General features: G+C 52.8%; 17 protein-coding genes. 16 read left to right on the forward strand and 1 reads right to left on the reverse strand.

The annotated features are described in order from the left end of the window. Positions 1 to 29 precede the first annotated feature (29 nt). From E9954_RS02580 to E9954_RS02600, 5 genes are all read left to right on the forward strand, one after another. The gene (locus E9954_RS02580) at positions 30 to 1,640 is read left to right on the forward strand and encodes a sulfatase-like hydrolase/transferase (protein WP_222847027.1); all 1,611 of its coding nucleotides are present in this window, start codon (positions 30 to 32) and stop codon (positions 1,638 to 1,640) included. Positions 1,641 to 1,644: 4 nt separating this feature from the next. Further along, a complete protein-coding gene (locus E9954_RS02585; RefSeq protein WP_136077681.1) occupies positions 1,645 to 4,485 on the forward strand; it encodes a sulfatase-like hydrolase/transferase in 2,841 nt (946 codons plus the stop codon). Between the two features lie 19 nt (positions 4,486 to 4,504). Continuing rightward, a complete protein-coding gene (locus E9954_RS02590; RefSeq protein WP_136077682.1) occupies positions 4,505 to 5,680 on the forward strand; it encodes a glycoside hydrolase family 43 protein in 1,176 nt (391 codons plus the stop codon). A gap of 1 nt (position 5,681) precedes the next feature. Then, entirely contained in the window at positions 5,682 to 7,118 is a 1,437-nt protein-coding gene (locus E9954_RS02595; RefSeq protein ID WP_136077683.1) for a sulfatase, read from the forward strand. 203 nt (positions 7,119 to 7,321) lie between these two features. Beyond that, positions 7,322 to 9,145 carry a sulfatase-like hydrolase/transferase gene (locus tag E9954_RS02600; protein ID WP_136077684.1) on the forward strand — a complete coding sequence of 608 codons (1,824 nt, stop codon included), beginning with the start codon at positions 7,322 to 7,324 and terminating at the stop codon, positions 9,143 to 9,145. Positions 9,146 to 9,704: 559 nt separating this feature from the next. Here E9954_RS02600 and E9954_RS02605 read toward each other — a convergent pair. Then, on the reverse strand, positions 9,705 to 10,790 hold the full coding sequence (locus E9954_RS02605; RefSeq protein ID WP_222847028.1) for an integrase core domain-containing protein: 1,086 nt from the start codon (positions 10,788 to 10,790) through the stop codon (positions 9,705 to 9,707). 187 nt (positions 10,791 to 10,977) lie between these two features. On the opposite strand from E9954_RS02605, the gene E9954_RS02610 reads away from it, so the two are divergent. The 11 genes from E9954_RS02610 to E9954_RS02660 all read left to right on the forward strand — a co-directional run bounded on the left by E9954_RS02610 (position 10,978) and on the right by E9954_RS02660 (position 23,920). After that, complete coding sequence (locus E9954_RS02610; protein WP_187357943.1) at positions 10,978 to 11,250, forward strand: DUF4160 domain-containing protein; 273 nt, start codon at positions 10,978 to 10,980, stop codon at positions 11,248 to 11,250. Beyond that, positions 11,247 to 11,477, forward strand: coding sequence for a DUF2442 domain-containing protein (locus tag E9954_RS02615; protein ID WP_136060483.1), 231 nt, complete (start codon positions 11,247 to 11,249; stop codon positions 11,475 to 11,477). Before E9954_RS02610 ends, E9954_RS02615 begins: the two co-directional genes overlap by 4 nt. Positions 11,478 to 11,979: 502 nt before the next feature. After that, positions 11,980 to 13,014: an L-rhamnose/proton symporter RhaT gene (locus E9954_RS02620; RefSeq protein WP_222847029.1), complete on the forward strand. Its 1,035-nt coding sequence runs from the start codon at positions 11,980 to 11,982 to the stop codon at positions 13,012 to 13,014. A gap of 1 nt (position 13,015) precedes the next feature. Next, positions 13,016 to 14,194 carry a mandelate racemase/muconate lactonizing enzyme family protein gene (locus E9954_RS02625; protein ID WP_136077685.1) on the forward strand — a complete coding sequence of 393 codons (1,179 nt, stop codon included), beginning with the start codon at positions 13,016 to 13,018 and terminating at the stop codon, positions 14,192 to 14,194. Next, on the forward strand, positions 14,163 to 15,560 hold the full coding sequence (locus E9954_RS02630; RefSeq protein WP_136077686.1) for an aldehyde dehydrogenase family protein: 1,398 nt from the start codon (positions 14,163 to 14,165) through the stop codon (positions 15,558 to 15,560). The genes E9954_RS02625 and E9954_RS02630 overlap by 32 nt, the downstream gene beginning before the upstream one ends. Before the next feature lie 13 nt (positions 15,561 to 15,573). Then, a complete protein-coding gene (gene eda, locus E9954_RS02635; RefSeq protein WP_136077687.1) occupies positions 15,574 to 16,230 on the forward strand; it encodes a bifunctional 4-hydroxy-2-oxoglutarate aldolase/2-dehydro-3-deoxy-phosphogluconate aldolase in 657 nt (218 codons plus the stop codon). Then, positions 16,223 to 16,528 carry a Dabb family protein gene (locus E9954_RS02640; RefSeq protein ID WP_136077688.1) on the forward strand — a complete coding sequence of 102 codons (306 nt, stop codon included), beginning with the start codon at positions 16,223 to 16,225 and terminating at the stop codon, positions 16,526 to 16,528. Before eda ends, E9954_RS02640 begins: the two co-directional genes overlap by 8 nt. Beyond that, on the forward strand, positions 16,525 to 17,613 hold the full coding sequence (locus E9954_RS02645; protein WP_136077689.1) for a sugar kinase: 1,089 nt from the start codon (positions 16,525 to 16,527) through the stop codon (positions 17,611 to 17,613). Before E9954_RS02640 ends, E9954_RS02645 begins: the two co-directional genes overlap by 4 nt. A gap of 22 nt (positions 17,614 to 17,635) precedes the next feature. Continuing rightward, positions 17,636 to 19,357 carry a sulfatase gene (locus E9954_RS02650; protein WP_136077690.1) on the forward strand — a complete coding sequence of 574 codons (1,722 nt, stop codon included), beginning with the start codon at positions 17,636 to 17,638 and terminating at the stop codon, positions 19,355 to 19,357. 4 nt (positions 19,358 to 19,361) lie between these two features. Further along, positions 19,362 to 21,074 (forward strand): sulfatase, encoded by a 1,713-nt coding sequence (locus E9954_RS02655; RefSeq protein ID WP_168441910.1) that lies wholly within the window; start codon positions 19,362 to 19,364, stop codon positions 21,072 to 21,074. Beyond that, positions 21,074 to 23,920, forward strand: coding sequence for a glycoside hydrolase family 2 protein (locus E9954_RS02660; RefSeq protein WP_136077692.1), 2,847 nt, complete (start codon positions 21,074 to 21,076; stop codon positions 23,918 to 23,920). The genes E9954_RS02655 and E9954_RS02660 overlap by 1 nt, the downstream gene beginning before the upstream one ends. The last annotated feature ends 2 nt before the right edge of the window (positions 23,921 to 23,922 follow it).

Raw genomic sequence — 23,922 nt, forward strand, 5'->3', positions numbered from 1 at the left:
GCCAGGCTGCTTTGTCAGGTGGGAGTACAATGAAAAACCTAATGTTTGTATTTTTTATTTTAGCGGTTGCTTTGGCGCACGGTGCCCGCAAGCCCAACATGATCGTCATTATGTGCGACGATCTTGGTTATGCGGATGTCGGCTTTAACGGCTGCAAGGACATCCCGACACCGAACATTGACCGCATTGCTGAAAACGGCGTGCGGTGCACCAGCGGCTACACGTCGTATTCGGTCTGTGGGCCGAGCCGCGCGGGTTTTATGACGGGACGCTATGGGCAACGGTTTGGATTTGAGCGCAATCCGCAGTATAGAACCGATGATCCGAACATGGGGTTGCCGAAGGAGGAAAAAACTTTCGGCGAAGCGCTGGGGCCGGTGGGGTATGCGACCGGCGTGGTTGGCAAGTGGCATTTGGGTGCCCATCCGAGCAATCATCCGCTGAACCGCGGGTTTGACTATTTTTATGGCCATCTGGGCGGTGGCCACCGCTTTATGCCGGAAGAGCTGACCATTCAGGATGGCTACACCGCAACGAATGAGGAGGAAAGCTATCGTACCTGGATTATGAAAAACCATGAGGCGATCCCTCCTGCAAAATACCTGACGGATGAATTTTCCGATGCGGCCGTGGAGTTTATTGATCGAAGCAAAGACCGGCCGTTTTTTCTCTTCCTTTCATACAATGCTCCGCATTTGCCTTTGCAGGCAACGGATGAATATCTTGCCCGTTTCCCGAAGCTGGAAGGGGATCGGAAAATCTATGCCGCGATGGTCAGTGCTATCGACGACGGGGTCGGTCAGGTTTTTGATAAACTGGAAGAGTACAAGCTGCTGGAAAAAACAATTCTTGTATTCCTCTCGGACAATGGTGGGCCCGAACCAAAGAATGCATCGGATAATGGACCTCTGCGTGGCGGGAAGGGCGATTCCTGGGAAGGCGGCTTCCGCGTCCCCTTTGCCGTGCAGTGGAAGGGGACGCTGCCGGCTGGGACAGAATACCACCATCCGGTCAGTGCGTTGGATATTATGGGTACCATCGTGGATCTCGCCGATGCTCCGGTTGATCCCAAACGTCCGCTGGACGGCATTAATCTGATTCCCTATTTGGCGGGTAAAAAAAAAGGGATTCCGCATGAGGCCATTTATCTGCGCAAGTTCGATGGGGGAAAATATACGGTTCGAAGTGGAGCCTATAAAATGCATCTCGGCCCATGGCAGGGGGCTAAGCCGGAGCTTTATAACCTAGATGAGGATGTCGGCGAACAGAACAATGTCGCCGGGGATCATCCTGAAAAGATCCAGCACCTGGAAAAACTTCGCAAGCGGTGGGACGCAGAGTTGATCGAACCGATTTTCCTGGGGTTGATTCATACCCCGGAGTGGCAGGATAAACTCAAAAAACAGAATACGAAAAAATCACAAACCGATAACCCCCAATGGGATTGGTTTTCTGCTCTGGACAAAAACAAGGATGGTGGCGTAACAGAAGTAGAGTGGCTTAACTGGACGATGAGTGAGGCAAAGAGAAAGGGCCGCAGCTCCACCGAAGCGCGCCAGCGCAAATTTTTTGCAGGGCGGGATTTGGATGGCGATGAAATCATTACACGTGAAGAACTCGAAGCCGGGATAAAAAGGTAGAACAATGAAATGGATCGGAATCATTGTTATGGTTGGGTGCGCGGCCGTTGCCGATCTGCCGAATGTCGTCATGATCATGGCGGATGACTGGGGTTGGTCGGATATCGCCGCCTATCGACGTCATCAGGGGCTGGATGATCCGATCCCGACTCCAAATCTCGACCGTATGGTGGAGCAGGGCATGATGTTTACGGATGCCCATTCGCCTGCGGCATTGTGCGCTCCGACGCGCTTTTCGATGATGACCGGATCCAATCCCTACCGGAACGGCATGCAGTGGGGTACTTGGGGTTTCACTGCCACCAGTGCGTTTTCCACTGGGCGCAAACATGTGACAGTAGGGGAAATTGCCAAAACCGCAGGATATCGAACCGCCTTTTTCGGTAAGATGCATTTCGGGGGTGGGATCGAAAACTATGAAATAACGATGCCGAATTTCCCAACAAGTTATGGATTCGACTACACCTTCTGCACGCACGGCGGTATTCAGGACTCGCCCTATCTCTATTTTGAAAATGACCGGTTTGTAAGGATTGATCCCTCGGATCCGCTGAATCCATCGCAGCCAGGGGTGAACTCGAACACCGTCTTCTGGACTAAAGGAAACTATACGATCCCGAACGGTACTGGGATCATCCAGACGGGCAAGGCTGATAATCCGAACCAGCATGAAGGCATTGGGGACGTGTATTGGAACTCCAGCCAGAACGGGATCATCAACTCGAAGAAGGCTGCGGCATTCATCAACGATCATTTGGACCGCCACCCGGATTCTCCCTTTATGATGTATTATTGTGCTCCCCAGGTTCATTTGCCACATACTCCGCCGGTTGATTTCGAACCGAATGCGGACGGAACTCCGGGGGTGCCTCCGAATGTTCCTGTGGCCGGGGCGACGGGAGGCTCGAGCATTGCCGATGTCATTTATGAACTCGATCTGCAAGTGGGGCATATTCTGAGCGCGTTGGACGACCCCAATGGCGATGGCGATATCTCGGACAGTATTCTAACCAAAACACTGGTTATGTTCACTTCCGACAACGGCGGACTGGGAACCGACCGCGGTTTGCCGGATTATGATTCAACGGGGGTGTTGCGTGGATGGAAAGCCCAAATGGAGGAGGGAGGCCACCGCGTTCCTTTTGTTGCGATGTGGCCGGGAATGATCGAAACCAATTCCGTGAGCGACCAGCTCATTTGCGGCCATGACTGGGTGGGCATCATGTATGCGTTGACCACGAACAGCATGGCTGCCGATCAGGCCATGGACTGTGCGAATATTCTCCCCATCCTGCTCGGTGAACAGGATGAAAATGTGCCGGTGCACGAGTTCATGCTTCACCAGAGCCAGAATTCAAAACTATATCCCTATGCCATCCGGCAGGGCGACTATGTGATGTTTTTCGACCAGGCTAAAGGGGGCGGGCCGCTCTATAATCTAGCAGACGATCTGGGGCAATCCACCAATCTGCTGGAAGGGGGGGGCTTGCCGGAACACGTTTCTTTGAGCAACCAACTGCATACCCTCTATCTTCAGCATGACCAGATGAACGACCCTCGGACAACGACCGCCTATATGGCCCCCGATGTGCATCCGCCGCTGCCGAATCCTGCCGGTTTTTCGCTTGTGCCCAAGGCGATTGGATCTTCTGCGATATCCATGAAGTCCTATTCAGGCGCTGACGTCAGTAGGCCGGTGGAGTATCGCTTCACAGAAAACAGTGGTCATGAGGGCGGTACGTCGTCGGGGTGGCAAACCTCTTCGTCTTTTATCGATGATCGGTTGTTACCCGGCCTGACCTATTCCTATTCCGTGCAAATGCGTGATGCACTCGGTCATGTCGGAGCGGTGAGCTCCGTTTTTCACGTCACCACGGACACGAATAGCGCGATCTTTGCCGATGACTTTGAGAATTCTTCCGACGCGGGCGATATCGCCGCCGCACCCTATCCCTCGGGCATCTGGCACCATCAGGCCACGGAGGATTGGGCGTGGGATGAATCTGCGGCCGACACCTCGGTGCACATCGGAGACTACGGCAACCTCGCCGGAAAAGAGCTTCGTTTGGGCTGGGGCTATGACGAAGTGGTTACGATGGTCTCCACTACGGTTGCGATTGATACCAACCGCACCTACACGCTGAGCGGTAGCTGGGAAATGGACAGCACTCCGTTCCTGCCGTTGGGCTTCATTGCCGGGCTGGCTGAATTCAGTGCGGCAGACGGGGTGCTGGTGCAGCGGCTTACGCCCGACTTCCACGTCTTCGGCAACACCAATGCCCCAACTCTCGGCGATACCGGCACGTTCGAGATTGTTCTTTCGCCCGTCGACATGGCCGATGCCGGGATTGCTCCCGGCAACACCCTCGGCATCTTTTTCCATCATGACGACGACGGCGTACTCTACAGTGAACATGGTTCGGAAAAGGGCGATGTTTATCTGGTGGATGACATATTGCTGTCTGCCGACATCGATGGAATGTTTGGGCAGTGGTTGGTCAACTATGGCATTACCGGTCAAATGGCCGATCCGGATGGCGACGGGGTGGGCAACCTTCATGAATTTGCATTGGGCGGGAATCCGACGAACCCGGGATCCACTGGTCATGCGCCGGAATTAGGAACGGAATCGAATGTGTTCCGCTATGTTTATCCGCGCCGCGCCGATTCCGGCCTGAACTATGCCCTGGAAGCAACCTCGAACCTTCTTTCCAACGATTGGAAAACGGGGGAGCACATCGAACTGCCGGTTGCCGGGATGCTCGACGCTGATTTCGAATCGGTTACCAATGAGCTTCCCGTCTCCACCAGCCAGATGTTCCTTCGCTTGCTCATTGAAGAATAAATCCAACTAAAAGGTTTCTATGAAACAATACTTAAAACTTATCGTTCTGACGCTGTTTGCCGGCTCTTTCGCGGCGGAACACGCTTATGCATCGATTGCGTCCGGGGAAATTTGGCGCGATGATCGCGGCGTTCATATCAATGCTCATGGAGGTGGAATTCTCCGCCACAAGAATACCTACTATTGGTTTGGTGAGCATAAAATCGAAGGGAAGGCGGGCAACCGTGCGCATGTCGGTGTGCATGTCTATTCATCGAAGAATCTGCAGGACTGGTCGGACTGCGGTATCGCGCTGAACGTTTCGAACGATCCTAAATCGGAAATTACGAAAGGTTGCATTCTCGAACGGCCGAAGGTGGTGTTCAACGAGAAGACCCGAAAATTTGTAATGTGGTTTCATCTGGAACATAAAGATGCCAAGCCGCAACCCTATTCGACGGCCCGCTCCGCCGTCGCCGTCGCGGACGAGGTGACGGGCCCCTACACGTTCCTTCACAGCCTGCGCGGCACTCCGGAAAACTGGCCGATCAATTTTCCGGAAGAGATGAGGAACCAGTTCGACGTGAAAGACGACTATTACCACGGCTCTGCATCCTGGGAGGAAAAAGCGGAGACCCATCAGCGCGGGCTTGCGGTGAATACCTGTTTTCACGAAGGGCAGATGAGCCGCGACCAGACGGTTTTCGTGGATGACGATGGCACAGCTTATCACATCGCGGCTTCGGAACATAACGCGACGTTGCATATCCGCGAACTGAACGAGAGCTACACCGGTTATACCGGAAAATATATCCGCATTTTCCCGGGGCGCTATCATGAAGCTCCGGCGGTTTTCAAGCGGGAGGGCAAATATTATCTGATTTCCAGCGGGTGCACCGGTTGGGCTCCCAATGCGGCACGCTCGGCGGTTGCCGACGACATCATGGGGGAATGGACTGAACTGGGGAATCCCTGCGTGGGCATTAATCCGGGCAACAACATGGGCCCCGAAAAAACCTTTGGTGCCCAGAGTACCTTTGTTTTGCCGGTCACCGGAAAAAAAGATGCCTATATCGCGATGTTCGATATCTGGAGCCCGGGAAACGCGATTGATGGACGCTATGTCTGGCTGCCCATTGAATTCGCCGATGAAGGTTTCTACGTGCCTTGGAAGAGCGCGTGGTCGATTTCCTCGTTTGAAGATATGGAGAATTGATATGAAGCAACTGGCTTTAATCGTGGGGATAGGCCTGGCACTCACTGTTGCCTCGGCAGGCAATAGGCCGAACATTCTGTTTATTGCGATCGACGATATGAACGACTGGACGGGCTTTCTCGGCGGGCATCCGCAGGCGCAGACACCCAACATGGATAAGTTGGCAAAGAAGGGGATCAATTTCACCAATGCGCATTGTTCCGCACCCGGTTGCTCGCCGAGCCGAAACGCATTGCTCTACGGAGTGGAGCCGTTCAATTCCGGGCTCTATGCCTTTTATGACCAGGAAGGCTTCTCGGATAAAGTGCTCGAGGATTATGCATCGATTCCACAGTTTTTTAAAAACAAGGGCTACCGCACCTATGGTTCGGGCAAGATCCACCACCGGCGAGTTCCAACTGACGTGGAGTGGACGGAGTTTTATGAATTGGAAAAGTCCAATCCTCTGAAGTTCGACGACGTCGAGGGCTACCGCCAGGGCAAATCGAACAAAATGCGTTTTTCGCCGACGCTCAGTCCGCTGGAAGACCATACCGACTACAAAAACACCGCGTTCGGTGTGGATGTGTTGTCGCGCGAACACGACAAGCCGTTCTTTCTGGCGGTCGGTATCGTGAGACCGCATCTTCCGTTTACCTGCCCTAAGCAGTTCTTCGACCTCTATCCCAAGGAGGTGGAACCTCCCCGGATCAACCCGACCGATCATTCCGACATTCCGGCGGTTGGCAAGGCAATGGCGAAGGTGAGCGACGACCGCCGTTTTAAACAAGACGAGGCCTGGAACAAAGTGAGGCGTGCCTATCTTGCCTGCATTTCATGGGCGGACTACAACGTCGGTCGTCTGCTCGATGCGCTCGATGCCAGCCCGTATGCCGGAAACACAGTGGTAGTCCTATGGTCGGACCACGGCTACGGTTTGGGCGAGAAAAAGCATTTCCGCAAATTTGCCCTGTGGGAGGAGACGACCCGTGTTCCGTTCATTATCTGGGATGCACGTGAGGGCAAGCCGGTTGCCGGGCGAGAGGTGAAGGAGGGTGTTTCGCTCATCAACATTTACCGTACGCTGGCTGAACTCTCGAATCTCGATTCTCCGGAGTATGTGGATGGATTCAGTTTGGTGCCTCAATTGAGAGATCATGAGGCTCCGGTGGAGGGGCAGGCGATCTGTTCGTGGGGCAGGGGCAACTATACCGTGCGCACCCGCGACTGGCGCTACACCCGCTACTACAACGGCGGGGAAGAACTGTACGACCATACCAAGGATCCCGACGAATGGACCAACCTCGCGAAGAATCCTGAATATACCGAGGTGAAAAACCGTTTGTCCTCCAAGCTTCCGCGGCAGGAGGCTCCCATCGTGTTGGATGGGCTGGAGGGCTGGAGTATTCCTTACAGCGCTGACAAACCGCTGGAAAAAACGAATAAGGGTGAAGAATGAGGAGGCAAGTGGCTGTCGCATTTGCTTTGGCCCGGCCTCTTTATGGCCGCCCGGGAAAGTCCATCGGGCCTGTTGCCTGAGGCTCTGGAGGAGTGGACTCCTTCGTGGCATGGCGTGAAGGTAATAACGGATTCCGACGGTATGTTGACGTATGCGCAGGAACCTTGCGACAGGCCGCAGGTTGCCGAAAATGGAGAACAGAAATGGATAAGAAGCTGACTGCCGCCGCTGTGGCTGCGTTGCTGGTTGGCGGCGTTTTTGCCGCACAGCCCCCCAATGTGGTGCTGATTGTCTGCGACGATCTTAATGATTACATCACCGGCATTCCCGGAGCGACGGGGCATCCGCAGGCAATTACGCCGAACCTGGAAAAGCTGGCAACGTCGGGCGTCGCTTTCCGCCGCGCCTATTCGAACCATCCGGTCTGTGCGCCATCGCGCTCCAGCTTCCTGACGGGCATCTATGGCCATACATCCGGCAATCTGTTTTGGAACAAGTGGTTCCAGAACCCCGTGCTGAAAAACTCCCGCTCGTTGATGGATCATTTCAAGCAGAATGGCTACCACGTGGCTGGTTCCGGCAAGCTGATGCACCACGACAAACCCGATGAGTGGAGCGAATTCAAATATAAAGCCGACTATGGCCCGATGGCCTATGATGGTGAAAAGCGGGTGGCGCATCCGGGCGTGCCGAAACCGTTCAGCGATATCGGCTCGGTGGATGGCTCCTGGGGCGCGCTGGAAGATGTGCCCTATGCCAATGACGGTAATCCGGAATCGGGATGGATTTATGGTGACTGGAGCAAGCTGAAGTCGATGAAGCCGGGCGACCCGACTCCGGATGAACGCAATGCGGATTGGGCTGCGGGCAAAATCGCTGATTTTTCAAAACAGAAAAACGGGAAGCCCTTTTTCCTTGGAGTCGGTTTTATCCGTCCGCATACGCCGCTGCATGTCTCGCAGAAATATTTCGACATGTATCCGCTCGATCAGTTGGAACTTCCGATAATTAAAACCGATGATGCGGCGGATACGCACTACAGGGAAATCTTTGACCCGAACCACAAAGGGTTGCGGTATTACCGGACTCTGGTTGAAGCTTTTAATGGAGATGAGGAAAAGGCCGTTAAGGTCTTTGCCCAGGCCTATCTGGCCTGTGTGACGGCCGTGGACGAATGTATCGGCACCGTGGTCGATGCCATCGATAACAGCCCCTTCAAAGACAATACGATTATTGTGGTGACGTCCGACCATGGATGGCAGATGGGGCAGAAAGACTACCTTTTCAAAAATTCCCCATGGGAAGAGAGTACCCGTATTCCGTTTGTCGTGCGGGCTCCCGGAATCGCCCAGGCTGGTGCGGTTGCTGAGCATCCGGTTTCACTGGTCGATCTCTATCCGACCTTGGTGGACTTGTGCGGTTTGCCGAAAGAGACGCGTAAGAATGAAAACGGCGCCGCGCTGGATGGCCACAGTATTCGCCCGTTCCTCGTGAATCCGGAAAGCCGCAGTTGGGCGGGGCCGGAAGGGGCTCTTTCCATGATTTATATTGGAGAACTCAATAAAGGATATACAGCGGAAGAAAAAAACAGGATTGAAAACCAGCATTGGAGCTACCGCACTGAACGGTGGCGGTACATCCGCTATAACGACGGCGTGGAAGAGCTATACGATCATGAAAACGATCCGCGCGAGTGGAAGAATCTGGCAAACTCGCCCGAACATCAAGCCATTAGGAAGCAGCTCAACCAGCAGGTCTTCAGCCTCGTTAACGAGACGGCCATAAGGCAGCAACCCCAAACGAAACCTGTGACCCCGAAAAAAAAATGGGATTGGTTTACTGCCCTGGATTCGAACAAGGACGATAGGGTAACGGAAGGCGAGTGGCTGACCTGGAATAAAAAATCTGCCGTTAAAAAGGGCGAGGCCTTCAATGAAACACAGCAGAAAACCTACTTTGCCGAGCGTGATACCAACGGCGACGGGTGGCTGACCCGTCAGGAACTCGAAAAAGCCAAAAATAAGTGAATTACAGGTTGCGAGTCATTGTCCTGCGTGGGTAAAGAAAACCGCCCTCGCCCCGTCTTTGGTGGAGAACCCCAAAAATAAAGGCCGGAACGTGTGTTCCGGCCTTGAAGTTGGTAGCGGGGATTGGATTTGAACCAATGACCTTCAGGTTATGAGAATGATTGTGGCCATTTTCATAACCTTTTATCATTCTGTAATTTATAAATAACCCGTTCTCCAGTAGATGCTTAATTGATTCCGTATCTACCAACATGCCCGGCATGCCGGGCACCGTTTGTCCACAAAATGTCCACAATTCTAGATGTGGAGTCAATCTGTAACGCCATCTATAAAGCATGGGCGAGTTTGGAGGGTGCGGTTGGGTGTCGCGTCCAGAAGTGACAGGGAAGCAAGAGTTGGACGAACGAAATTGAGCTGAAAAATTTGGAAACACAACGCGGAAACACATAGAAAGAAGTATGGGAAGGTGGGCATCAACTGAAGTTACACAATCAGGGCGCACGATAGCGACCGTTCATAATGAACGGGCAGGGGTGTTTTGATGCTGACAACCAGGCAACTACGCGGCGGCGCGGTAATAGTGCGAAATGATTCCGCCGAGCCTCTTTTCCCGTTTAATTTCACCTTCAGTCGTGGGTGTGAAATCAACGTTAAGAACCGTATTGCTGATCTCTTTTCCTTGGTGAGGCCGTGTGAAATTGTAATGCGCCAACCACTCTCGGTTGATGTAGTCAAGGTGTTCAAGACTCAGGCAAACAAAGTGATCGAGGCACTGCGCTTTAATGGTAGAAATATAGCTCTCCGCGTATCCATTCGCTTGTGGGGTGCGTGGTGGAGTTCGGATTATTGTCGTTCCCGAACCTTTCCAGAAGGCATCGAAGCTCGCCGCGAATTTCGTATCGCGGTCACGGATGAGGTGACTTGCTCCGACTCCAATATCATCCAGCCACATGGAGGCGTTCCGCGCTTGTTGAAGCACCCATTTTTCATCGGGATGAAACGTGGCCGGACTCATGAAGACGCGGCGGCTGCCGAGATGGATAAACACCAGCACATACGCGTCAATTTTCCCCATGAGCGTATAGACCGGCTTCGTAAAAAAGTCGATCGCGACGAGCGTTTCAATATGCGAGCTGATAAACTTCGACCATGTACTGTCCGGGTTCTTCAGCGCTTTATCCGGAACCGGATTGAGGCCGTTGCGTTTCATAATGTCGCGGATAGTCGTCAGTCCAATTTTGATTCCCAACTTTTTCAGTTCCCCAAAGATTCGCTTATATCCCCATCCAAGGTTTTCGGAGGCGAGTCTGATAATCAATTGGATGGTTCCCTCATCCGTTTCCGGGCGACCGCCCTTGCGCTTCGGCTTTTTACCCGCCTTCTTCCGCAACCAATCACGATAGGTGCGGGGCTTTACCACCAGCATGACATCGGAAATGTCATGATCGATCAAAGCCCCCAGCCGCATAAGTTCCGTACGCTCCCTTTCCTCCGTAATGATCCGCGGGTCGTCAATTCGGTCGCGCAGCATTTCGATCTGGTACTTCAGTATCTGAAGACGCGCATCGTAGCGCGGCATGAAAAACCGCGAGATGAGAATGAATACCACCTGCAAAAACCAAGAATCCCCGTTGCTCTTCTCCAAAATCAATCCCTCTCAAATTCGTTGCTACCCATGAGCTTGCAGGAAGCGATACCTTTCCGCACCCCTAAGAAATCAACTAAACGTGAAAATTTACCGAAGAAGAGTGAGTCGAGCCACCGAAAAGCTGGATTTGTCGTCGGGTTTATGGGAATCTCTGGACCGTTAATTTGTTAGAGAGGTTTTATCTATGCCGACTATTTCCATATTTTACGGGATTTTGATTAAGATGTTTTTCTATGACACGGAAAAACATCATGTGCCGCATATCCATGCGGAGTATCAGGATGATATGGCAGTGTATTCTATCGAGAATGGAGACGTGCTGGCCGGTAAGCTACCGCCTAAAAAGAACAAGTTGGTTGTCGCGTGGATCGAAATTCATAAAGAAGATCTCATGGCCGACTGGGAACTCGCTGTTAATGGTCAAAACCCTTTACCAATCCGGGGGTTGGATCAATGATTATTCAGGAAGTAAAACCCCTAGAGGCTGGAGTACTCCAAGTAGTAGCTGAAGATGGTCGTTCAGGAACAGTCGATGTTAGCCCGTATCTTGATTCTCCTGCGTTTGCTCCTTTGAAGAACTGGGATGCCTTTGTTCAGATTAGGAATGGGAAGTATTACGTGGAATGGACCTGTGGGGCAGATCTGTCTGCCGACACACTTGAGGCCAAAATGAAATGGTCGTGAATGGTTCGAAATGCTGTTCGAGAAACTGGGGTTGTGGAAGGACCTAAGTTCGCTTTCCCATCCTGTCAGGAGTAGCTGGTTAGATGGTGATTCAAAAAGCGAAAACAGGGTCGATTTGGCTCAGTTTCGCACTTTCTTGATGCAACTAGTTGTCGTCACGAAACTTAACTTTTCGAAGCCCAAGTTCGCATCGCTATCCTAATCGGTACCTGGTCGGATGGAGAGTCGATTTAGAGAAGTTTGTATCGCTATCCAACCGGGCCGACCACATTTTTCTATTTTGTGCATTGGGTCGGCCGCCAACAGAATTGGCCCTGATTTTATGCACCTATTAATACTGCTAGTTGAACCACATCGTGGTTCAGCGTTATACCTGTTCCTGATATTCAGAATACGGTATTAAACAACGTGGGTTTTCCGCTGAACTGTCGAGTTGGAGAAGTGCAATGTCCGTTGGCTAAAGCGGGTTATTTGTTTGATCCAGTTATAGGAGAAAAAACATATGAATGAATTAATGGTGCCGATTTTTATTGTGATCCTGGCCAGTGTCTTTCAGGGCACGTTCGGGCTGGGGATGAAATATATTAAGCCGATGGCCTGGGAGGCCTGGTGGATAGTTCATGCCACGGTGGCGATGGTGATCTTCCCTCTGATATGGGCCTCGCTGGTGGTGCCGGATCTGGGTGGCGTATTGGCGCAGGCTCCGATGAATGAGGTGGTCGGCGGAGCAGTTATGGGATTTGTTTGGGGGATCGGCGGGATTATGTTCGGGGTATCGGTGGGATACATCGGCATGTCGCTGACCTATGGTATTGTGATGGGACTGTGCTCGATTGCCGGTGCATTGATCCCTTTTTTCCTGCGTTTCGATTCCGTCAACAAAGCAAGCATTCCCTTTATTATTATCGGTTTGGTTCTGTTAGCCGTTGCGGTTTATATCGTAACTGTTGCCGGTTTGAAGCGGGACAAGCTTCTGGCTGAAGAAGGCAAGGACATTCAGGGGATCCAGAAAGGAGCCGCCTTTAAAAAGGGACTGTTGATTGCGTCGGTCTGCGGAATTCTCTCCGCATTGTTGGCAGTGGGGTTTGATAATACCATCGAAATCGGAAAACTGGCTCGTGAGGCGGGTGCGTTGGAACGTAATACCGCACTGGCCCGATGGGTGGTGGTGCTGGCCGGCGCCTATCTGATGAATGTGGCCTATGCACTGTTCCTCCTCTTTAAGAATAAATCATTCGGTTCATTCAAGACTCCCGGGATGATTAAGGCGCTAAAGTGGTCGATCATTGCCGGTCTGCTTTGGTTTGCGGCGCTTGGAACCTACGGCCAGGGCGTTGCACTAATGGGTGAAATCGGCACCATGATCTGTTGGCCCGTAATGCTGGGGCTCTCGCTGATTGTAAGTAACGTTGCCGGAATGATCACCGGCGAATGGAAAGGCGTTGCCGGGCCGTTCAAAATCATGCTGCTCGGGGTGACGGTGATTATTCTGGCTACCGTCGTGATGGCCTATGCCTCTACGTTGAAGACGGTATAATATGATTTCATCGATTAAAACCTATCGTCTGCAGCATAAACTTGAAGAATCTTTTGGTTTTTCACAGTGGCACTACGATACGCGCAATAACCTGATCGTTGAAATTATTGATGATTCCGGCACGGTGGGATACGGGGAGTGCTACGGCCCGGCCACGGTGACGCAGAATGCGGTCGATACCTTTTATGCTCCGCTTCTATTGGGCAGGGATCCGCTGAAAAATGAAGCGGCTTGGCAGCACTGCTGGCGTGCTTCGCTCGATTTCGCGATGAAAGGCCCAATGATGGGGGCAATTTCAGGGCTGGATATGGCTCTACTTGACCTTAAAGGAAAATTGTTGGGTATATCCGTCTCTGAGCTGATGGGAGGGCGGCTGCGCGATGAAGTAGCGTGCTATGCCACGGGTATGTATTTTCGCAAGCAACCGGAAGAAGAATTACTGCAGACGATTCTCGAAGAAGCAACGGACTATGTTGGGCAGGGATTCGGTGCGCTTAAAATTAAGATCGGGAAAAATATGCCTTTTGATAAAAGGCTGATTGTTGCGATGCGCAATACCTTTCCCGATGTCCGATTGATGGCCGATTCGAATCATGCTTATGATCTTTCGGAAGCGGTAGAGATCGGCCGCCTGCTCAGCGAGCATGATTACAAATGGTTTGAGGAGCCGCTCTCCCCGACACATCCTGACCTTTTCCGGCAGTTGGCCGATAAAGTTGATGTTCCGATTGCTGCAGGAGAGTGCGAGCAAACCCGGTATGGTTTCCAGGCGCTGCTTTCCAAAGGTGGCGTGCAGATTGCGCAGCCCGATCTGGCTTATTGCGGTGGACCAACCGAAGCGCTTAAAATCCGTGCTGTTGCATCATCCATGGGTATCAACACCATCGCCCACTGCTGGGGCACCCAGCTCAATCTTGCCTGTGCTTTGCACTACCTCGCCACGACCTATATTGAGCCCGGAAGAGCCACGCCCACCGAGCCGCTTTTGGAAAGGGACCTGACTCCCAACCCCATGCGCGACGCTATGTATTCCATGGGAATTGCCATTGAAAACGGTGTGGCGAAGGTTCCTGTCGGGCCGGGATTAGGGGTCGAGCCGGATCGTATGGAAATGGAAAAATATTGTGTTCAGAAAACGGAGAAAACCCATGTCGGAAAAAAAATACCCGATGCTGATTAACGGCGAGAAGATCAGCACGAAACAGTCGTTTAACGTCGTCAATCCATCTACGGGTGAAGTGCTCGGACAGGTGCCGGAAATTGATGCGGACAGCATTCAGTTGACGCTTAAATCAGCCGATGCGGGCTTCAAAGCCTGGTCGGCTAAAACGCCTGCAGAGCGAAAAACTGTGATTCTCCGTTATGCGGAAGTGCTGGAGCAAAACAGCAAACGGATCATTGCGCTACTACGTGCGGAAACGGGCAAGCCGCAGGATAATGCTGAATATGATTTCGGTATGCTGGGAAATTGTCTCCGCTTTTTTGTGGAGGAAATGGAGCGCCTTGATCAGCCGGTGCTGCATGATCCCGATGGCCGTTTTATGCACTATATGCTGCGTCAGCCTCTGGGTGTCTGTGTCGGTATGCTTGCCTGGAACTTTCCGTTACTGAACGTGGCCTATAAGATCGGACCGGCCTTGGCCGCAGGATGCTCGGTTATTCTCAAGCCGTCAACCGAGACGCCGCTTGCCTCGTTGGAAGTGGCGTATTTGGCGAAAGAGGCGGGATTGCCGGACGGGGTGATCAATATGGTCACCGGCCGAGACCATGAGATGATGAAAAACATGCTGAAAAGTGATATCCCCTCCATGGTGACCATGATCGGTTCCACGCGCGGCGGGTTGGAAGTCATGAATGCGGCCTGTACCAGCATCAAACATTTCTCAGTAGAACTGGGCGGCAATGCGCCGGTTGTGGTTTATCCGGATGCCGATGTGGCCGATGCCGCAACTAAAGTAGTTGATCTGAAATTTGCCAACTGCGGCCAGGTTTGTGTTTCTCCCAACCGTTGTTTTGTCCATGAATCAGTCTACGATGAGTTTGTCGAAGCCGCTAAAGCCCGTGCCATGGAAGTGGAAATGGGGCCGCTGATTTCTGAAAAGGCGCGGGCTTATATTCTGGGTTTGGTCGAATCAGCCGTCGCTGATGGCGCAGATGTGGTTTGTGGCGGACAGGCGAAAGATGGCGAAGGATTCTTCATGGAACCGACCATCCTTGCCAACGTGGTAAGAAAAATGAACGTGGCCTATGAAGAAATCTTTGGTCCCGTACTGCCTATTATTAAGTATTCTGATTCTGATGATGAAATTGCGTTGGCAAACGATACGCAATACGGGTTGGCGGCCTATGTTTTCACTACTAACCTGAAAAACGGGTTGCGTGCCGCTCGCGATATTCAGGCCGGCAGCGTGTGTGTCAATGAGCCTCATTATTCCGTACAATTGCCGCATGGAGGTCTGAAGCAGAGCGGGGTGGGAAAAGATTGCTCGCGTTACAGTCTGGAAGAATACCTGACTCTCAAGCGTGTATCCGTATTGGTCGATTAACCGGGAAATAGAAATGTTTTCAAAGGAATTAATGGGGCGTCTGAAACGCTCGGGTGTTGTGGCTGGTTTTGCAGTCGATCAGGTTGAGCATGCCGTTCCGACCGCCGAGGCCCTGTTGGCCGCGGGTATTGACGCCATTGAGTTGACGCTTCGCACAGATGTTGCGCTCGATGCGGTAAAGGCCATTGCTGACGGTTTGCCTGATATCCTGCTGGGGGTCGGTACGATTCTCACACCGGAACAGCTCGTTCAGGTGAAGGAGGCCGGAGCCCATTTCGGGGTGTCGCCGGGCATGAATCCGCGTGTCGTCCAGGCTGCTGTTGAACATGGGCTGCCCTTTGCGCCGGGGATTTGTACACCTTCCGATCTTGAAGCGGCTATCGAGCTGGGGTGCCGGTTTGTGAAATTCTTTCCGGCCGAGGCGAGTGGAGGCGTGAACTATCTAAAAAGCATGGCGGCCCCGTATCGGCATCTTGGGATTCAGTACTTCCCGTTGGGCGGCCTGAATGCGGGTAACATGAAGGACTACCTCGAGTTGGATAATGTTCCCACCATCGGAGGCTCGTGGATCGTGGAGAAGGGCCTTGTTGAATCCGGTGACTGGAACGGATTGAGCGCTCGTGCCGCCGAAGTGCGGGAAATGATTAATAAAGGAGCATGCAATGTATAAACATGTGGTTTTATGGAAGTTGAAAGATGAAGCGAATGGATTGAACAAGGCCGAGCTGGCTATTGAAGTCAAACGCCGGTTGGACGAACTTCCGGGGATCATCCCCGAGATCAGCGATTATGAAACGGCCATCAATATCGGCGACTATGGTGCTTCCTTTTTTGATGTCAGTCTGATCGCCGCCTATCCGGATGAGGAAGCGTTCAAAAAATACTGCGTCTATCCCGCACACGATGCCGTGGTTGCCTATATTCAATCGGTTACTATAGCTGAAGAAATTGTGGATTATACCGTATGAAATCTGTTGTAACCTTTGGAGAAATCATGGCGCGTATTGCGGCGCCCGAGAATTTGCGCCTGCGGCAGACGCGTACGTTTGATGTGACCTATGCAGGGGCGGAAGCCAGTGTGGCGGCATCGATCTGCAATTTTGGCGGTAAGGCGCGTTACGTCACAGCACTGCCAAAGCATGCGATGGCCGAAGCCACGATGGATTCGGTACGCGCCGTGGGTATCGACACCCAGTTCATTCTGCGGACAGACGAGGGACGACTTGGGCTCTATTTTCTGGAAACAGGCGCTAATCAGCGACCGAGCAATGTTATCTATGACCGCGCGGATTCCGCAGTGGCCATCACTCCGGTTGAGGCCTATGACTGGGATTCCATTTTTGATGGAGCGCAGTGGCTACATTTAAGCGGGATCACGCCGGCACTTTCAAAGACGGCCGCGGATGCAACACTGGTGGCCGCGCAAAAGGCGAAAGCCGCCGGTTGCCGGGTTTCAATTGATCTGAATTTTCGCGGTAAGCTCTGGAAGTGGGACGCATCAAAAACCGCCCGCGAGCTGGCCCGGGAAACTATGTGCGGTGTGCTGCCCCTCATCGATGTGGTCATTGCCAATGAAGAAGACTGCCACGATGTGCTTGGGATTTGTGCGGGTGAAACCGACGTGCATTCCGGTGAACTCGATACCGCGCGGTATCCGGATGTCGCCCGCCAGGTGGTTAAACAGTTTCCGAATGTTTCGCTGGTGGCCATCACGCTACGTGAAAGCCTGTCGGCCACCCATAATAACTGGGGTGCTATGCTGTATGATGCTGCGTCGGACACGCCGTGTTTTGCGCCGCTTGATGCGGATGGCGGCTACCAGTCTTATCCCATTAAAAACATTGTCGACCGGGTCGGTGGCGGCGATTCCTTTGCCGGCGGTCTGATCTTTGCTTTGGTTACCCCCGAGCTGGCCGAGCCGCATAAGGCGGTGAAGTATGCGGTGGCCGCCTCGTGTCTGAAGCATTCAATCAAGGGCGACTTTAACTATTCAACCCGGGCGGAAGTCGAGGCGCTGATGGGCGGTTCTGCATCCGGTCGGGTTGTGCGCTGAATGATCAGTTTTGAGGAACGGTATGAAAATATGGATTCAAGCAGGATATATTGCCCTGTTCGTGCTGTGCGGAAGTTTATCCCATGCAGTCAAACCGAATGTGATTCTTATTATCTGCGATGATCTGAATGACTATGTCGGGGTTTTCGGTGGTCATCCGCAGGCTAAAACGCCGAATATGGACCGATTGGCGGCGAGCGGGGTTTCGTTTCAGCAGGCGCACTGCACCATTCCGATCTGTAATCCTTCGCGTGCGAGTTTCCTGACCGGGCTGTATCCGCATACCTCGCAGTGTTATGGCTTTGATAACTGGGATGGTTATGAGGTGCTGAAAAATTCACGTACCCTGATGGATCATTTCCGTAAGAATGGCTACGTCTCTCTCGGTACGGGTAAAATGATGCATAACCGGGGCGAGCAGGAATGGACGCAATTCGGTCATCCGTCCGACTATGGCCCATTTGCGTATAACGAAGAAAAGACGGTGGCGCATCCCTGGAATAAAGCGCCGTTCCGTGATGATTTCGGGGCAATCGATGGTTCTTTCGGTCCGCTCTTTAAATTGCAGGGTGAAATTTCGCCGGAGAACGGAAAGCCATTTACCTGGCGGACCGGCAACTGGAAAAAGATGCGCGAACTGCGGTATGAATCGGACGCTGACCGGGATCCGACCGGCGACGAATTAAATGCCCGGTGGGCTGTTGAGCACCTGAATGCATACGCAAAGAAACCGAAAGATAAACCCTTCTTCATGGGCGTAGGTTTTCTTCGGCCTCATACGCCTTTGATTGTGCCGCAGGAATATTTTGATCGATTTCCGCTCGAATCCATCGAACTGCCGAGCATTCTGGAGAACGATGCTGCTGATACTTTCAAGCATACGATTACTTCCAGTGAAGATGATCGGAGTGGTGATCGTGGAACCAAAATTTATGACAGTCTGATTGCGTCGTTTGATGGCGACCGTGAACTGGCGTTGAAGAAATTTGTTCAGGCTTATCTGGCCAGCGTGGCTTCGGTGGATGATCTGGTTGGCGATATTTTAGATGTGGTTGATTCCTCTCCGCTGAAAGACAACACGATCGTAATTCTTACGAGCGATCATGGTTGGGGGAACGGAGAAAAAGATTATCTGTATAAGAATTCGCTCTGGCAGGAGAGTACCCGCGTGCCGCTGGTGATCCGGGCGCCGGGCGTTTCCAAAGCCGGGCAATCGGCTGTTGTGCCGGTCTCGCTGGTGGATCTATATCCCTCCCTGATCGATCTTTGCGGATTGGAAGGGGATACCCGCAAGAATGAAAAGGGGCGACGGCTGGATGGATACAGCCTGAAGCCGCTACTGGAAAATCCAATGACTGGAACGTGGGATGGACCGGATGCGGCGCTGACCGCGTTGTATAAATGGGACAGTTATTATGATCCGGCAAAGCAGAGCTATTCCCTGCGTTTCAAGGACTGGCGGTATATCCGGTATCAAAATGGGAAAGAAGAGCTGTATCATACCGCGCAGGATCCAAAGGAATGGACCAACCTGGCCCTGAATCCGGAATATGCCGAACAGCTTGCCGGTTTCCGTGCAAAACTGATGACGCGAATTCCCGAGTCGAAGCCGCGTCCGGCACCGACTGCGGGCGATAATGAAAAATGGAAAAGCAGCTATTTCAAGAAACATCCCGAGGCTGATACGAATGGGGATGGCTCCCTGAGCTGGGCCGAGCTGAAAGCGCATAAGGATGGGGAATAGATTGATGAAGATCAATAGTGTCATAGTGCTGTTGGCTGCTTTGTCCATCCAGACCGTTTCTGCAGAAAAGCAGAATGTCATGATGATTGTCCTTGATGATATGAATGATTGGTTAGGCTTAATGGGAGGCCATCCGCAGGCACAGACTCCGAATATGGATCGGCTGGCCGGGGAAGGGGTACTGTTCCTTAACGCGCACGCCAACGTCGGCGTCTGTTCACCGTCGCGCGCCAGTTTTATGTCGGGCATCCATCCGCTCACAAGCGGATGCTGGGGATTTAATAATCCGCTGAAAAACAACGTGGTCAACAACTCAAAAAACCTGCCGGAATATGCGCGCGAAAACGGATTTAAAACATACCAGACCGGAAAGATCTTTCACCATGTCCCTAAGGATGCCTGGACGCAGAAGGGGATAAAAAAATATCACGGTCCGATGGCATGGGATGGCAAAAAGGTGGCGTTTCATCCGTCGTGTCCGGCAACGATGGCTGAGCTCGGCGCATTGGATTCCACCTATGCCTCTTTGGCGGATGTTCCTTCAACTTCAGGGTATACCGGTTGGTGGGATTCCAGCAGCAATGTGCCGTTTCGCTATGTTTCCGAGGATGACCGCGACCGGATGACGGATGAAAAAAGTGTGCAGTGGTTCCGCGAAAAGATGGTCGCGCTGGAACGCAACAACAATGCCGAACCGTTTATGATGGCGTTCGGGATCATGCGCCCGCACACGCCGCTGGTGGTGCCGCAGAAATATTTCGAACTATTCCCGCTCGATACGGTCGAGTTTCCCGAAATAAAGGAAGACGATATCGCTGATCTGCCGTGGGGAGAGGATTCCCGCGGAAGACAGACGATTGAAGCACTGCGCGCCGGGGCGGCCGATCCGGTCGCGGAATTCCGCAAATATGTACAAGCCTACCTGGCCTCCGTCGCCTTTGCCGATGATATCGTCGGGCAGGCGCTCGGGATTCTCGACAACAGTCGGTTTAAAGAAAATACGACCGTCATACTGTTCAGCGATCACGGCTACAATATCGGTGAAAAGGAATATCTCTGGAAATACAACCTCTGGGAGGAGAGCACCCGCGTACCGCTGATTATCCGCGATACACGCTATGCGGTGAATGCCGGAAAAACCGTCGATCATCCCGTGAGCTTGATTGATGTTTTTCCGACCATTACTGACTTGTGCGGAATGACCGGTGAAACGGTGAAAGGGCCCGGTGGCGCACCGGTTGACGGACATTCTCTTCGGCCGTTTTTAGAAAATCCGGCTGCCACGGAGTGGGATGGGCCGGACGCCGCGTTGTCCGTGATCGCGAGTTGGAAATCGAAGCGGCCCATCGATCAGCACCTTTCAATACGCACCAAGGATCATCGTTACACCCGGTATTATGGTGGTGGCGAAGAGCTGTATGATCATCGCAACGATCCGTTTGAATGGAATAATCTGGCCTCCAGTCCTGAGCATGCTGAAATTAAGGCAAAGCTTGGTAAACAGATGAATGCAATGGTTCCCGAAACCACGCCGAAAACCGAACCGAAAAAGAAGGCTGCGGTAAAGTCCGCCAAAGTAAAGACGAGTGATGAGCAGTGGAAAGATAAATATTTCGGGTGGCATCCCGATGCCGATACCGACAAGGATGGCGAGTTGACCTGGGCGGAATATCGGAAGCACAAAGATGCGCTCGACGCAAAGAAGGCCGGGAAATAATGACTGTATCAACGCTCCTGACTGCGGCTGTGACTACGCTGCTGCTTACGGGCGGGGCGTATGCGCGTGATGTGCAATCGCTGGATGGCACGTGGCGGATTGCCTTCGATGGTTCTAATGAAGGTCGTGCAGCGGCGTGGCATACACGCGAAATTTTCCAGACCTTGGAAGAGGTGCGGGACATTCAGGTGCCGAGCTGCTGGGAAGAAATTGAGCAGGACTATGAAGGCGTGGCGTTCTATGGAACCACCTTCCGGGTTTCCAGTGATTGGAAAAACCAGACCGTGCGGCTGCAGTTCGGAGCAGTGAATTATATTGCCGAAGTCTGGCTGAATGAAACCTGCGTGGGCCGCCATGAGGGGGGGTATGGTCCCTTTGAGTTTCGGGTCGATGACCTGTTGAATTTCGAGGACGATAATTTTCTGAGTCTCCGTGTGCTGGGCCCCATTCTTCATGAAGATAAGATAATTGACGGCATCGGCCCGAATGACATGCCGCATTGGCGCGGGGCGATTGCCGGCGGGATCTGGCAGTCGGTCCAGCTGGTTGCAACAGGACCGGTTTTTGTGGATGACATTTTTATTATTCCTCAGCTGAAGGATGATACGGCCACGGTACAGCTGCAACTGGAGAATACGAATCTGAATAGCAGCAGGCAGGATGTTGTTCTTTCGGTTTCCAATGAGGGCCGGGTGGTCTCCGAACAGTGTGAAACCATCCGCCTCAAGCCTGGAAAAAACGGTGTCGAATGGGCGCTGGCGATACCGGATACAAAAACCTGGTCTCCGAACGAGCCCAACCTTTACACACTTACAGTAAAGCTGGGCAACTCGGATGAAGAAACGGTTCGCTTCGGCATGCGGGAGCTGACGATCCGCAACAACCGCTTTGAACTCAACGGCGAACCGGTAACCATCAAGGCCGCATTTTTTGAAGGACTTTACCCGAACAGGCTGGCGCTGCCGGACAGCATTGAAATGGCCCGGCTTGAAATCCGACTGGCAAAGGAGGCCGGGTTTAATATGATCCGGCCATGGCGCAAGCCGCCACCGCCTGAATGGCTGGATCTGTGCGATGAAATGGGCGTCATGGTGGTCGGTGGATTTCCGATCGAATGCATGAATAACTGGCCGTCGGTTACGCCGCATCTGCGCGACCGCATAGAGCATGAGGTGCGCTCAGCGATCCAGCGCGACCGCAACCGCGCCTGCATCGTGCAGTGGGAAATCTTTAATGAAATCTACAGGGAAGACCTCCATCGCTTTAAACACAGTACATCGTTGCTGGCGCGCAAGCTGGATCCCTCACGATTGATTCTCGACGAGTCGGGTGGCTTTGCCGGGGGATCGAATATCTATCTTCCGTACCAGCTAGAACCCGAAGTTTTCAATGATGTGCACAGCTATCCCGGAGCTCCGCTGAGTCAGGCGGGTTATGACGGGTTCCTGACGCTGGCCAAAACCGAAGAGGAAATCCAGGCGCTCGACCTGAAGGTTCCCGCGATTTCCTCCCGCAGTGTAATCCAACCGGGGTTACTGACGTATGTGTCCGAGATCGGCTATGGCAGCCTGCCGGATCTGGAGAACAACAATAAACGTTTTGAACAGAATGGTAATCCGCTGGTGCCGGCGTACCGCTACCATCGGGAATTAGCACAAACCTATCGTGCTGCGCTGCAGGAAAGCGGACTCGATGCGGTCTATCCGGATCTCCGCGATTTCTGCATGGATCAGCAGCAGATCCATGGCGAAGCGAACAAACGCATGATCGAAGCCATCCGCCTGAATTCCAGCACCTGCGGTTATGCCGTCCACGCACTGACCGATGGTGACTGGGTAGTGGGGGCCGGCCTGCTGGATTTGTTTCGTAATCCAAAACCCGCAGTTTATGAAGCCACCAGGGACGCCAACGCGGAACGCTATATTGCGGTGAATGTGCAGCCTCGGAATGTGTATGCTGAAAAGGGCGCAACGCTTAGACTTACGGGTATCAACGATTTGTCGGCCGTGGGCGGGCGGCTCAGTATCGAAGTGGTGGACGCCGATGGAGCGATTGTATTTAAGAAAGAACAGGATGTTGTACTGAAGCCGGGCATTGGCCAGCTTGATGAACTGCAGCTGGACACGGCGGACTGGTCAGGCCGATATACCGTAAAGGTTCAGCTGGTTGAACCGAACGGCAAAGAGACTGCCCGGAATGAGTTTGAACTGGAAGTATTCAGTGCCGACGTGCTGAAGGTGCCGGAGGAGAAACTTGCCGTGGTTGATTCCCATGATGTGCTGCATCCTTTTCTTATGGGCAGAGGAATCCGCTGTTCCGATTTTAATCCTGAAACCCCGGTGACACTGCCGGTATTGGTTGTCGGATCGGTGTCCGCAAAAAAGAGCGCCAAACTAAAGGCATTTGCGGAAAAAGGCGGTACCGTGGTTTTTCTGGAATGCGGAGAATATCCCTTGCCGGTGCGTGGAGGGAAACGCGGGGTGAAAGGGCTGTGGGTCGGTGTCGGGCATGTGGTGACAGATCATCCTGTTTTTGAGGGATTACCCTCGGACGGGCTGATGGACCAGACCTATGAAAATGTCTGGGCCATGAAAACGCTGACGGGACTCAAAACGCAGCCCATCGTGGGATCGGTGACCCATGATTTTTATCCCATGAAACGTAATATACCCAATTATCTGGGGCCGGAACCGGCCTGGTGGGGAACGGATCTGGGCATAATTCAGCAGGGCGAGGGGCGTTTGATCCTCTCTGCTCTCCGTTTGGTGAATAATCTGGATAAGGATCCTGTGGCGGATAAAATCCTGTTTAACCTCATCGGGTTTGCAGCACGTCCGGCCAATTAGTT

This window comes from Pontiella desulfatans, assembly GCF_900890425.1.
GTDB lineage: Bacteria > Verrucomicrobiota > Kiritimatiellia > Kiritimatiellales > Pontiellaceae > Pontiella > Pontiella desulfatans.

What these genes read in the sequence shown, in the direction of transcription:
- E9954_RS02630 (WP_136077686.1), top strand. Translation starts at nt 14,163, where the DNA reads ATGTCGGAAAAAAAATACCCGATGCTGATTAACGGCGAGAAGATCAGC.
- E9954_RS02615 (WP_136060483.1), top strand. Translation starts at nt 11,247, where the DNA reads ATGATTATTCAGGAAGTAAAACCCCTAGAGGCTGGAGTACTCCAAGTA.
- E9954_RS02625 (WP_136077685.1), top strand. Translation starts at nt 13,016, where the DNA reads ATGATTTCATCGATTAAAACCTATCGTCTGCAGCATAAACTTGAAGAA.
- E9954_RS02580 (WP_222847027.1), top strand. Translation starts at nt 30, where the DNA reads ATGAAAAACCTAATGTTTGTATTTTTTATTTTAGCGGTTGCTTTGGCG.
- E9954_RS02590 (WP_136077682.1), top strand. Translation starts at nt 4,505, where the DNA reads ATGAAACAATACTTAAAACTTATCGTTCTGACGCTGTTTGCCGGCTCT.
- E9954_RS02645 (WP_136077689.1), top strand. Translation starts at nt 16,525, where the DNA reads ATGAAATCTGTTGTAACCTTTGGAGAAATCATGGCGCGTATTGCGGCG.
- E9954_RS02640 (WP_136077688.1), top strand. Translation starts at nt 16,223, where the DNA reads ATGTATAAACATGTGGTTTTATGGAAGTTGAAAGATGAAGCGAATGGA.
- eda (WP_136077687.1), top strand. Translation starts at nt 15,574, where the DNA reads ATGTTTTCAAAGGAATTAATGGGGCGTCTGAAACGCTCGGGTGTTGTG.
- E9954_RS02610 (WP_187357943.1), top strand. Translation starts at nt 10,978, where the DNA reads ATGCCGACTATTTCCATATTTTACGGGATTTTGATTAAGATGTTTTTC.
- E9954_RS02655 (WP_168441910.1), top strand. Translation starts at nt 19,362, where the DNA reads ATGAAGATCAATAGTGTCATAGTGCTGTTGGCTGCTTTGTCCATCCAG.
- E9954_RS02585 (WP_136077681.1), top strand. Translation starts at nt 1,645, where the DNA reads ATGAAATGGATCGGAATCATTGTTATGGTTGGGTGCGCGGCCGTTGCC.
- E9954_RS02650 (WP_136077690.1), top strand. Translation starts at nt 17,636, where the DNA reads ATGAAAATATGGATTCAAGCAGGATATATTGCCCTGTTCGTGCTGTGC.
- E9954_RS02595 (WP_136077683.1), top strand. Translation starts at nt 5,682, where the DNA reads ATGAAGCAACTGGCTTTAATCGTGGGGATAGGCCTGGCACTCACTGTT.
- E9954_RS02660 (WP_136077692.1), top strand. Translation starts at nt 21,074, where the DNA reads ATGACTGTATCAACGCTCCTGACTGCGGCTGTGACTACGCTGCTGCTT.
- E9954_RS02620 (WP_222847029.1), top strand. Translation starts at nt 11,980, where the DNA reads ATGAATGAATTAATGGTGCCGATTTTTATTGTGATCCTGGCCAGTGTC.
- E9954_RS02600 (WP_136077684.1), top strand. Translation starts at nt 7,322, where the DNA reads ATGGATAAGAAGCTGACTGCCGCCGCTGTGGCTGCGTTGCTGGTTGGC.